Genomic DNA, 12513 nt, shown 5'->3' on the forward strand with positions numbered 1-12513 from the left:
CAAAGAATGATATAATGCGGTTGACGGATTCAATCGCATCTGGAAATGAGGTTTATAATTAATGGAAGAAAAAGCAAAAGCTGTACGGCCGGCTCATTATACGCAGGTCCCGGAACCGGATTACAGCAGGAATGCGATCAATCACAAGACTGACACCCTTGTTTATGCTATGGGCGGACTCGGGGAAGTCGGCAAAAACATGTACTGCTTCGAACACGATGACGAAATCATCATCGTCGACTGCGGCGTGCTGTTCCCGGAGGATGAACTGCTCGGCATTGACTATGTCATTCCGGACTTCTCCTACCTGCAGAAGAATGCGTCCAAGATCAAGGCGCTCATCATCACCCATGGTCATGAAGATCATATCGGCGGCATCCCGTTCTTTCTGCGCTCGATCCATCTGAAGCAGATCTACGCACCGCGCTTTGCCAAGGCACTGATCGAAAAGAAACTTGAAGAGCATCATCTGACCAGAGCCTGCAAGGTCATCGAGATCAACGGCGACAGCCGGGTCCGCACGAAATACTTCAATGTAGGCTTCTTCAATACCGTTCACTCGATTCCGGATTCTCTCGGAGTCCTGATCAATACCCCGAACGGACGCATCGTCGAAACCGGCGACTTCAAATTCGATCTCACCCCGATCGGCGTGCAGTCCGATTATCAGAAGATGGCATATATCGGCCAGGTCGGCGTGACCCTGCTCATGAGCGACAGCACGAACTCAGGCGTTCCGGGCTTCTCGATTTCCGAGAAGAAGGTTGCCATGGCAATCATGGAGCAGATCCGCAAGACCCCGGGCAGACTTCTTGTCTCGACCTTCGCGTCGAATGTCAACCGTCTGAACCAGATTCTGCAGGCAGCCGTTGCCTGCAACCGCAAGGTTGCTGTCTTCGGACGTTCCATGGAGAATGTGCTGGAGATCGGCAGAAAGATCGGATTCATCAAGATCAGCGATGAAAACTTCATCACCGGCAACGATCTGAATACCCTCCCTGCCAACCGCATCTGCATTGTCTGCACCGGATCGCAGGGTGAACCGATGGCTGCTCTTTCGCGCATTGCGAATGGCACGCACAAATACATTCACATCATTCCAGGCGATACAGTCCTGTTCAGCTCCAACCCGATTCCGGGCAATGGCGTCAGCGTCAGCGGTGTCATCGATCAGCTGACAAGAGTCGGCGCCAACGTCGTCGTCAACTCCCCGCTCACGTCTTTCCATACCACCGGACATGCGCCGCAGGAAGAGCAGAAGCTGATGCTGAACCTGATCAAGCCGAAATACTTCATGCCGGTCCATGGCGAATACAAGATGCTCGTGCAGCATAGTGCTACCGCCCAGGAAACCGGTGTTCCGGAAGATCACTGCTTCATCTGCTCGAACGGCGACATTGTCGTGCTGCGGAATGAAGAAGCCTTCATCGCCAACGAACGGATCCAGACGGATGCGATCTATGTTGATGGCAACGATGCCAGCGGCTTATCTACCAGCGTCATCAAGGATCGTCAGATCCTTGCAAGCAGCGGTCTGGTTGCGGTCATCGTGACCATCGACAGCCGCTATAACAAGATCCTCTGCCGGCCGAGCATCGTCTCCCGCGGATTCGTCTATATCAAGGACAATCAGACCCTGCTCAAGGAAGCAGAACTGGTCGTCTACGATGCCCTGAAGCAGAAGATGCAGCAGCGCACGACCTTCGGCGAACTGAAGAACTGCATTCGCTCTTCGCTTGAGCCATGGCTGTTCCAGCGCACAAATCGGAATCCGATCGTGATTCCGGTCATCCTGAATCAGAAGGCTGCGATTGCGGAGATTCAGGCAAAGGCCGCAAAACCGCACACCCGCACTGCTTCTCACAGCGCAAAATCAAAAGAAAAAGAGAAAGCCGAATAAGTAATTACGCAGGCCGAAATCATTCCGCCTGCGTTTTCTTATTGCTTTTTATTGCAATTTATACTATTTTTCCGATATGAAATCTGTCGTATTCTCCGATGCTGATGCCGGGATGACCGGATACTTTACGATCCTGTACTGCCTGCGCAGCTGTTCTTTCTGTTTTCCAGGCAGCCGCCTGGCCATGTATCAGGGCGATCTGATCCTTGCTCCGGAGGCATTTGTCTACAAGACCTCAAGCCGCGGCAGCCTGATCTCACTGACGTTCCGGGAATCTTTCTTCACGGAAGATCTCCGGAAGGAACTGAAAGACTGCACCGTCCTTTCCCGCTTTCTTTCCGGAGAAGTATGGCAGCCGATCTTCTTCCGGGCCGAAGAGAACCCGGTTCTCGCCGACTGGACCACACTGCTGAAGGCAGAGGCAGTCAGGAACCAGGACCATCATGAACGGATCATGAAAGTGCTGATGCTCGGGTTCTTCATGACCATTGACAGCTGCGTCCCGGCAGAGATCGAACCATCAAGTGCATTTCTGGAATCCAATACGAGATTTGCCGAAATCCTGGATTACATGAAAGAGAATTATGCGACGGCAACCCTGGAAGATACGGCTGCCCGGTTCGGCTACAATCCGAACTATCTCTCCACCCGCTTTCGTACGGTCACCGGAAAGACCTTCAAGCAGAAACTGCTGTCAATGCGGCTGGACGAAGCAGAGCATCTGCTGACAACAACCGATCTGAAGATCGATGAGATCTCCACCCGAATCGGCTTCCATGACAAGAGCTACTTCATGAAGAAGTTCCATGAGCAGTATCAGATGACCCCGGCCCGCTACCGGAGACTTCAGAAGAAGAAAGCAGCAAAAGAGACCAGTGCAGAGAAGTCAGAAAAAGGGCAGAACTGATTGATGAAGTTCTGCCCTTTCATTTACCGATATGTCAACAGGAAACGCTTCAGCGTCTCTCTGCTGCACCGGCATGTGCTTTTGCAGCTTCAAGACCAAGCCGCATGAGTTCGGCGCCGGCCTCGGACTTAGTGCAGATATGGTTCTGAATCCGGAAGCTTTCTACTTCTGCATTCAGGTCATCATCTGCTGCCACGCTGATCATCTGCATGTTGTAAGCCATGTCCTGTTCCTCCTTGCTTGCCCGTATTATAGCGAAGAGAGAGCTGATTCCGATCAGCGATCGTTCCGGAATCATGAAGAGTTTTCATGAAATAAGCTTTCTGCAGCAAAGAAGTTTCTGCAAGCGCTTCACATCAGGATCTGATGAGGCATCACGTCTTTCGGGATCAGGCACTGATACGGATCATCCTTGGTCCGTTCTGCAAATTCCTTCTTTGCGGCTTCCACTGTTTCCGGGTGTTCATAGAGAGACTCTGCTGCCAGAGCCAATACCTCAGACCCCTTCAGCATGCCTTTCATCGCGATCTCGCTGGCGCCTTCAGCTACCCATTGCCATGAATGCGCATTGGCACCGTAGCTGTAGCAGGCCGTATTCAGGGTTGCGGTCGGCACAACATAGCTCACATCGCCGACATCGGTGGATCCCATCTCGCAGCGATCGGAATGAATCGTCTCAACGAAGTAGTCATCGATCACAGAAGTCTTCTCTGACTCCAGCAGCTTCTGCTTGTCTTTGACCGGATACGGAATCTGATCCAGCGTATAGGGTTCCTTCCAGGTGTCGTAGAACTTCTTCGCATAGGCCAGGTCTTCCTTCGTATAGACCGGAGCACCGGCTTTGCGGAATGCATCAGCCAGCACATCCTCCAGCGTGAAGTTCACGATCGTATTCGAGAGGCCTTCATCAAACAGAATATCAACGGAAGTCTCCGTCATCAGCGCTGCTCCCTGGGCAATCTTCTTGACCCGGTCATAAAGAGCAAGGCACTTGCGGTTGTTCGTGGAACGGATCAGATACTTGACTTCTGCTTCGGCCTGAACAACATTCGGCGAGCTGCCGCCGGTATTCGTGATCGCATAGTGGATGCGGTCCGTGCTTTCCATATGCTCGCGCAGATAGTTGGCACCGACATCCATGAGCTCGACCGCATCGAGAGCGGATCTGCCGTTCTGCGGTTCGCCAGCCGCATGGGCAGCGACGCCATGAAAGCGGAAGTTGGCAGAAATGCAGCTCTGCGAACTGCCGGTGCATACCTGGTGGAATACGGACGGATGATACGAGAACGCGAGATCGACGCCGTCAAAGGCCCCATCTCTTGCCATGTAGGCTTTTCCGGACCCTGCTTCTTCACCTGGGCATCCGTAGATCCGGACCGTTCCCGGAATGCCCTTCTCTTTCAGATAATCGCGGATCAGGAGTCCTGCTCCGATCACGGCGGTGCCGAGCATATGATGTCCGCAGCCGTGTCCCATCGGTTTTCCATCCGGGCATGGTTCAGGAACATCCGGTTTCTGGCCGAGTCCGTATAATGCATCGAACTCACCGAGCAATGCAATCACAGGATGCCCGCTTCCATAGGAAGCACGGTAGCCGGTATGCGTATGGCAGAGATCGGTTTCCACCGCAAAGCCCTGCGATTTCAGATACTCAATCTGCGCATTGCTCGATTCGACTTCCGAGAATCCTGGTTCCGGATGCGAATAGACGAATCTTGCCAGTTTCTTCAGATCTTCTGCGTATGGGTTATTCATGTTCTTTCTCCAGCTTGAAGCAGGCCGCCGAATGTCCGCCGTAGTCTTTCATAGCCGGCATCTCGTGATGGCAGCGTTCTTCCGCAAACGGACATCTGGTGCAGAATGGGCAGCATACCGGCGGATTGATCGGAGAAGGAATCTCTCCCTGCAGAATCTGGCGGTGGCTGTTCTTGCCCTTGATCGGGTCAGGAATCGGCACTGCTGACAGCAATGCCTGGGAATACGGGTGAAGCGGGTGATGATAGACCTCACGGGCTTCGCCGATTTCGACGAGGTGGCCGAGGTACATGACGCCGATGCGGTCGGAGATATGCTCGACCATGGCCAGGTCATGGGCAATGAAGAGATAGGCAATATGGAGTTCATTCTGGATCTGCTTGAGCAGATTGATGATCTGGGCCTGGATGGAAACATCCAGGGCGGAGATCGGTTCATCGCAGACGATGAATTCCGGGTTCAGGGCAAGGGTTCTCGCGATCGAGATCCGCTGCCGCTGGCCGCCGGAGAATTCGTGCGGATAGCGGCGGATATGGTCCGGTTTCAGGCCGACGAGCTTCAGCAGCTCTTCCGCTTTCTCTTCCTGTTCTTTTGCGGTGCCGTAGAGATGATTGATCTGCATCGGTTCCTTGATGATTTCGCCGACCGTCATGCGCGGATCGAGCGAGGCATACGGATCCTGGAAAATCAGCTGGCAGGTTCTGCGGAACTCATGCAGGTCTTTGCCCTTCAGCTCTGTGATGTCCTTGCCCTTCACGAAGATCTTGCCGCCAGTCGGATCATAGATCTTGACGATTGTTCTGCCGAGCGTGGATTTGCCGCAGCCGGACTCTCCGACCAGACCGAACGTCTCACCGGGATACACATCAAACGACACATCATCGACTGCCTTGACGATCTGCTTCTTGGCAAACATGCCTCTGGTCACATCAAAGTACGTCTTCAGATGCTGGATCGATACAATGGGCTGTTCACTCATACCGGACTCTCCCCCTTTCTGCGCTTCACTTCATTCAGCCAGCAGGCACTCTTGTGGTTCTCGGTGAACTGGGTGAAGGCCGGCATCTGTTTCCGGCAGATCTTCATCGCCTTGCTGCAGCGGTCCGCAAACGGACAGCCGACCGGAGGCTTCAGAAGATCCGGCGGAGAACCAGGAATCGGCTGCAGTTCCTTGTACGTATCGTCTTCCGGATTCGTGATGCAGTTCAGCAGACCGATCGTATACGGATGGGTCGGATGATAGAAGATATCGAGATCCGTTCCGGATTCGACAATCTTGCCACCGTACATGATGTAGATGTAATCGCACATCGAAGCGACGACGCCGAGGTCATGCGTGATCAGGATGACGGAAGAACCTTCCTTCTTCGACAGGTTCTTGATCAGGTCGAGAACCTGGGCCTGGATGGTCACATCCAGAGCAGTCGTCGGTTCATCCGCGATGACTAACGATGGCTTATTGGCTAAGGCAATGGCGATGATGATACGCTGGCGCATGCCGCCGGAGAATTCATGCGGATACTGAGTCATCCGCTTTTCCGGTTCATTGATGCCGACTTCCTTCAGCAGTTCAATGGCCCGCTTCGTCGCTTCGGCATCGCTGACCTTGTTATGGTTCAGAATGATTTCCTTGATCTGTTTTCCGATTGTCAGGGTCGGATTCAGAAAGGTCATCGGATCCTGGAAAATCATCGACATCTCTTTGCCGCGGATCTCATCCATGCGTTTTTCATATGCTTTCTCATCCTTGAAATGAGAAGCCGTGATGTCTTCGCCATTCAGGATGATCTCGCCGGATTTGATTCTGCCATTGCCTGCCAGAAGTCCCATGACGGAATACATCGAGACGGACTTGCCGGATCCGGACTCGCCGACGATGCCGACAATCTCGCCTTCATTGACTTCATACGTGATGCCCCGTTCTGCATAGACGGTGCCCTGGTCGGTGCTGAAATTCACGACCAGATCATTGACTTCAAGAATATGACGGGTCATGTTCACTGCCCCCGTTTCTTCGGATCGAGCGCGTCATTCAGCGCATCGCCGATAAAGTTCAGAGCCAGCATCGTGAGGCAGATTGCCGCAACCGGCCATACCATCTGCAGCGGATAGGAGCTGATCAGAGAACGGGCATCGTTTGCCATCGTGCCCCAGGAAGCCTGCGGAATCGAGATGCCGATGCCGACAAAGGACAGGAATGCTTCGGTGAAGATGGCACTCGGAACCATCAGAGTCGTGTTGACGATGATCGGGCCGATGCTGTTGGTAATCAGATGGCGGAACAGAATCCGGGCATCCGAAGCACCCATGACTCTGGCACACTGAGCATATTCCTGTTCTTTCAGGGACATGACCTGGGCTCTGACCTGACGGGCAAGTCCGACCCAGGAGCTCACGCAGATTGCCAGCAGCACGGACCAGACATTCGATCCGAACACCAGCATGATCAGGATGACGTACAGCAGGGTCGGGACAGCATAGATGATATCGACGATCCGCATCATGATCAGATCGACTTTGCCGCCGCAGTATCCGGCAATGCCGCCGTAGATCGTGCCGATCACGAGATTGATGCCAGCTGCCGCAAACCCGACCGACAGAGAGATTCTCGCGCCGTACATCACCCGCACGAAGATATCTCTGCCGAACTTATCCGTTCCGAACAGATGGGCAAGCGATGGCATCGCATTGCGGGTCGTCAGATCCTGTCCGTCATACGTATACGGAGAGAACATCGGCACGAAGATCGCTAAGAGAATCATCACGATCAGGAACACGAGGCTGACTACCGCCAGTTTGTTCTTTCTGAAATTGCGCCATACATCCGACCAGTAGGTACGGGATTCCATGGCTACGAATTCGGCGTCTTTTTCCGAATCCGGAAGCGGTTCGAATTCGCTTTCCGGAACACTCTGAGCATCCGGATACGGCTGTTTCATTTCCAGTTCAGACATGTTTTCCCTCCTTTACTTCAGACGGATACGCGGATCGATCATCGCCGTGATCAGATCGGTCACGATGTTGGCAACGATGATGGCAGCACCATAGATGATGGTCAGCGCCATGATCATCGTATAGTCACGGTTGGAGACACTGTTGACAAACTCAGCGCCGATACCCGGAATCGAGAACATCGTCTCGACGACGAATGAACCGGTAAGAAGTGTCGCCAGCAGCGGTCCGGCATAGGTGATGACCGGAATGCTGGCATTCTTCATCGCATGATGAAGAATTGCCCTTTTCTTGCTGGTGCCCTTGGAACGAGCCAGGATCATGTAATCCTGCTTCATCTCCTCAGTTAAGGAGGATCTGGTCAGACGCGAAATCATCGCAATCGGACTCATTGCCAGGGCAACGCTTGGCATGATGTAGCTCTGCGGGGTATTGAGACCGATGACTGGCAGACAGTGCAGCCAGACACCGAACACGAACATCAGCAGCAGCGCCAGCAGGAAGCTCGGCACGGACACACCGATCGTACCGAAGAATGCAGCAAGGCCCTGCACCCATGCTTTATTCGAGAGGGCAGATGCGATGCCCAGCGCAATGCCGGCAACCATCGCAACCACGAAGGCAGCTGCGCCAAGCTTTGCTGTCGTCGGCAGACCCTTCTGAATAATCGACATGACCGTTGTTCCCTTGCGGTTCAGGGACGTTCCGAAATCACCATGCAGCACATTTTTCAGATAGGCCAGAAACTGCACGCTGATCGGCTGATCGAGCTGATATTTCTGAATCAGCACATCTCTGACCGATGCAGGAAGACGTGAGGTCTCCCCGGCAAACGGAGAACCAGGGATGGAATGCATCAGGAAGAACGTGATGAACATCAATGCAAACAGCGTCACGATTCCGAGCAGAATTCTCTTAGCAAGATACTTCCCCATTCCCTTCTCCTTTCTCCAGATACGTATGGAACCACTCTGTCATTTCCTTCAGCCTCCGGATTCTGTGCTGAGGCTTGCCCGAACGGCTGAGTCCATGGTTCTCTCCTTCAAACATCACCATCCTGGCAGGCACATGGAAATACTTCATCGCCGTATACATCTGCATTCCCTGATCGATCGTGCAGTTGTAATCGCATAAGCTGTGCAGGAACAGAATCGGGGTCTTGGCATGATCCGCATAGGCAAGCGGAGACTGTTTCCACATCGCCTGCATATCGCTCCACGGATCTGCAGCCATCTCATTGGAATCAAACGAGACGCCGATCTCACTTGCTCCGAAGTCCGATACCCAGTTCGAGACCGAACGCTGCGACACGATTGCCGCAAAGCGGTCGGTATGCCCTTCAATCCAGTTGCTCATGAAGCCGCCATAGCTGCCGCCGCCTGCTCCGATTCTCTCCGGATCAATCGGAAGCTGCTTAAGCACCTCATCCGTGAAGTCCATCAGATCTTCATAATCGATCGTTCCGTACTTTCCGCGCAGGTCTGCATACGCTTCGCCATAGCCTTCGCTGCCATGCGGATTGCAGAAAAAGACATAGTATCCATCTGCCGCCAGCGTCTGCATCTCATGGTAGAACGTCAGTCCGTATGCACATCTCGGACCGCCATGAATCTCAAGCACGCCAGCCGCCCGTTCTTTCGTTGCGCCTGCAGGTTCGAGATAGAAGCCTTCGACGATATCGCCATTCCGGTTCGTGAAGGACAGCTTCTTCACCGGTGAGACGACATGTTCCCTCAGATAGGACGCATTCGGATCATAGACACACTTTCCATTCACGCATACCTGGCTCAGGCCATTGACCGGAGCCTGGATCGTGATCAATCCTGCATCCGTCTTCGCAAAGTTCAGAATCACGCCGCCTTCTGCATCTGCTGCTTCTGAGATTTCTCCGTCTGCAGACAGCTTGTAGAGATCCGTATGCGTATGGCACATTGCCGTGAAATAGACTTCGCTTCCGCTTCCGGCAAACACCGTTCCCGAAGGACGCAGCGTATCCGTCAGCGGTGTATCGCCGATCGCAAGATCTTCCGCATTCTGATGAACAGGAAAATACGTTCCGGTCTTCGGATCAGCCTGATAGAAATCACACAGCTGTCCGAGTCCCCATGGCTTCATGTCGGTGCCGGCAAATACGATTGCCTTGTCCGTGAATGTGCAGAAGCTGACCCTCATGAATCCTTCCGGAACGAGGATCTGCTTTTCTCCAGTCGAGATATCAAGCAGCTTCAGCGTGCTTGTCTCCGGCAGAATGTCATCGAACGTCCGGCTGATCCAGAGAACCTTAGAGCCATACACGCAGGTATGCGCGGTATCCTCATTCTGATCCGTGATATCCTTCAGTTCTTTCGTTTCAGGATCAAAGAGGAATAATCCCGATCTCTTTCCTGCCACAAATCCTCTGCCATTTGCCCATACCGGAATCTCTTCCGCCACATGCACATCGCTGGCCTTTTCTTTCGGATCCAAACGATAGCGGTCTCTGCAGATTTTCAGCAGATACTTTCCTTCCGGAAGCTTCCAGATCTTCTCAACGTCTTCATCCAGTTCAAATGCTGGCACTGCCTCACCGCCATTCACATCGATGCGATAGAAGCTGCTGTGCGGATCCGTTTCCGATTCTTTCCGTCCGCTCATGAAGAGGATCGTGCGATCGTCTTCGAATACTGCCATGTCATCACTGTTTCCGGACGTAAGCTGAGATACCTTTCCGGTTTCCGGAACCAGGACATAGAGATTCCTGTGTTCCTTGTTCTCCTTGAGGTCCGGAGTGATTTCCGTGAAGACTGCGGTCTCCTGATCCGGGCTCAGCACCAGATGATTCAGGCAGCTGAGCTTTGCAATGTCTTCTTTTCTGACAAGTTCCATTTCAGATCCTTTCTTAAAATGAGGCAGAGGAGTCAGACTCCTCTGCCTGGGAATCATTTGAAATAGGCGTGGCCGTAGAACGTATTCGTTCCATCCAGCTCATATCCGGCCAGGTCCGCATTCACCAGATACTGTGACGTGTACTGGAACAGCGGGATCACATAGACATTCTCGTAATAGAGATATTCTTCTGCTTCATGGCACTTCGTGATGAATTCTGCCGGATCGGCGATCTGCTTGATATCCGCTACCATCTGATCGAACGTCGCATCATCCACTGCTGCAGTGACCTGAATTCCTGTGGTCCAGAGATCGAGGAACTGGATCGGAGAATCACCTGCGGAATATCCGTAACGGGCAATCTCGAAGTCGCCCTGATCGAGCTGATCATAGAAGACGCCGGACTCGACTGCTTCGAAGTCTACCTCGATTCCGACTGCCTGCCACATCTGCTGCAGGACCGTCGCAACATCACCGTGGATGCCGGAGTTCGAATACTTGTAAGTGATATGCAGCGGGTTGCTTTCATCATATCCGGCTGCTGCCAGAAGTGCTTTCGCATCATCCGGATCATACGAGATCGTCAGTCCCTTTTCTTCCGCTTCCTTGTCGCCTTCCTCACGGAAATCTCCGTCATTTCCAGCTAAACCGAAAGGAATGTAGCCATTCAGTACCGGATAGAAATCCGTTCCGCCGAGCACATCAGTGAGTGCATCCTTGTCAATTGCTTCAGCCAGTGCCTTGCGGACATTGACATCCTTTGCCCAGTCAGGACCGGTATCGCCGGAATTGATTGCCAGGAAGTAGTTGACCGGAGTATTGAGCAGCCAGAGGCTGTCAGTACCTTCATAGCTCTTAGCAGTATCAATCGTAACCGAATCAGCGATATCAATCTCGCCGGACTGGAATGCAACTGCCTGAGAATCCTGATCAGTCATGACCTGGAAGGTAATCTGGTTCATCGTGATCGAATCCGCATCGAAGTAGGAATCATTCTTGACCAGCACTGCCTTGTCATTCTCATTGAAATCCGTCAGCGTGTACGGACCAGAAGTAGCATATCCGGCTGTCATCGACCAGAGGGAATCATGCTGAGGCGTGCCCTGCGGAACCGGAGTCCAGACATTGCTCGTCATCAGCCCCGGCAGATAGGTGCATGGAACCTTCAGGGTAAGAACCAGAGTCTGATCATCCGGTGCTTCAATGCCGACATAGCTGTGATCAGCAGTCGTGCAGTCGAAGTCACCGCCGGCCTCCAGAGCTGCCTGATTGTATTCTGCAGCACCCTGGATGAAGCTCGTCATATCATAGATTGCCCAGGCATTATCCGCACCATAGGACAATGCTCTGAGATAGGAATAGACAAAGTCTCCTGCGGTGATCGGCGTGCCATCCGACCACGTAATGCCATCCTTCAGATGGAACGTATAAGTCAGGCCGTCATCGCTGACTTCATAGCTGTCGGCCAGCTCCGGCTGTGCGACGCCAGAGGTATCTGTACGGAACATGCCGGAATAGATATGCGTGATGACATGGTTGTTGACGGTCTCGGTATTGAGGGCCGGGTCCAGGGTCGTGAACTGCGAACTGGTCGCGACGACGATTGCGGAATCTCCGGAAGCTGCTGCGGCAGTTTCCGTTCCTGCAGATGCAGTGCTGCTCGCTGCGGAGGAACCGCTGCTGCACGCAGCCAGCGATACAGCCAGCCCTGCTGCGAATAATGACTTGAGCCAATTTCCTTTCATATTCTTTCTCCCTTGCTGTGGTATGAACGTAAAAAGCCATCCCATGAAGAAGTGTTCTTCAGAGACGGCTTCAGCCGCGGTACCACTCTGCTTGCCGGTCATGCCGGCCGCTCTTAGCCGTTAAAGCCGGCTTACTCCGTCCCTACTGATCATTCAGGACAGCTTCTCCCAGATGCGTTTCCCCAAAATGGATGACTGCCGGACTTCCACCCTCTCCGGCTCGCTATCGTCCCTGTCTCAGGTACTCTTCTGTTCTCTGAAGATATTAGCATCTTACTACCCGCAAATGAAAATGCAAGCATTTATTACATGTTTTTTTCACCAAGTAAAAAGTATTTACATTTATATGAAACAATTTTACATCAAGGAATTTAAAGCCATTGTTCCCA

At 52.8% G+C, this 12513-nt stretch carries 10 protein-coding genes and 1 other annotated feature; of the genes, 2 read left to right on the forward strand and 8 right to left on the reverse strand.

Annotation, left to right across the window (positions count from 1 at the left end):
* Positions 1–61 precede the first annotated feature (61 nt).
* Entirely contained in the window at positions 62–1900 is a 1839-nt protein-coding gene (gene rnjA, locus C7E00_RS09065) for a ribonuclease J1 (RefSeq protein ID WP_105303985.1), read from the forward strand.
* Between the two features lie 112 nt (positions 1901–2012).
* Positions 2013–2807: a helix-turn-helix domain-containing protein gene (locus C7E00_RS09070; RefSeq protein ID WP_167836539.1), complete on the forward strand. Its 795-nt coding sequence runs from the start codon at positions 2013–2015 to the stop codon at positions 2805–2807.
* A 49-nt stretch (positions 2808–2856) separates the two neighbouring features.
* On the opposite strand, the gene C7E00_RS09075 is transcribed toward C7E00_RS09070, so the two are convergent.
* The 8 genes from C7E00_RS09075 to C7E00_RS09110 are packed head-to-tail and all read right to left on the reverse strand — an operon-like array spanning position 2857 to position 12124.
* Positions 2857–3105, reverse strand: coding sequence for a hypothetical protein (locus tag C7E00_RS09075; protein ID WP_105303987.1), 249 nt, complete (start codon positions 3103–3105; stop codon positions 2857–2859).
* 53 nt (positions 3106–3158) lie between these two features.
* Complete coding sequence (locus tag C7E00_RS09080; protein WP_105303988.1) at positions 3159–4562, reverse strand: amidohydrolase; 1404 nt, start codon at positions 4560–4562, stop codon at positions 3159–3161.
* A complete protein-coding gene (locus tag C7E00_RS09085; protein ID WP_105303989.1) occupies positions 4555–5541 on the reverse strand; it encodes an ABC transporter ATP-binding protein in 987 nt (328 codons plus the stop codon). The genes C7E00_RS09080 and C7E00_RS09085 overlap by 8 nt, the downstream gene beginning before the upstream one ends.
* Complete coding sequence (locus C7E00_RS09090; protein ID WP_105303990.1) at positions 5538–6557, reverse strand: ABC transporter ATP-binding protein; 1020 nt, start codon at positions 6555–6557, stop codon at positions 5538–5540. Before C7E00_RS09090 ends, C7E00_RS09085 begins: the two co-directional genes overlap by 4 nt.
* 2 nt (positions 6558–6559) lie before the next feature.
* Positions 6560–7516, reverse strand: a complete 957-nt coding sequence (locus tag C7E00_RS09095) for an ABC transporter permease (protein WP_235897254.1) — start codon at positions 7514–7516, stop codon at positions 6560–6562.
* A gap of 12 nt (positions 7517–7528) precedes the next feature.
* Positions 7529–8449, reverse strand: coding sequence for an ABC transporter permease (locus tag C7E00_RS09100; protein WP_105303991.1), 921 nt, complete (start codon positions 8447–8449; stop codon positions 7529–7531).
* Entirely contained in the window at positions 8430–10379 is a 1950-nt protein-coding gene (locus C7E00_RS09105) for an alpha/beta hydrolase family protein (RefSeq protein WP_167836540.1), read from the reverse strand. Before C7E00_RS09105 ends, C7E00_RS09100 begins: the two co-directional genes overlap by 20 nt.
* Before the next feature lie 53 nt (positions 10380–10432).
* Positions 10433–12124 carry a peptide ABC transporter substrate-binding protein gene (locus C7E00_RS09110; RefSeq protein ID WP_105303993.1) on the reverse strand — a complete coding sequence of 564 codons (1692 nt, stop codon included), beginning with the start codon at positions 12122–12124 and terminating at the stop codon, positions 10433–10435.
* Positions 12125–12181: 57 nt separating this feature from the next.
* Positions 12182–12390 (reverse strand) — a binding site (T-box leader).
* Between the last annotated feature and the right edge of the window lie 123 nt (positions 12391–12513).

The organism is Anaerolactibacter massiliensis, assembly GCF_900290205.1.
Classification (GTDB): Bacteria; Bacillota_I; Bacilli_A; order Erysipelotrichales; family Erysipelotrichaceae; genus Bulleidia; species Bulleidia intestinalis.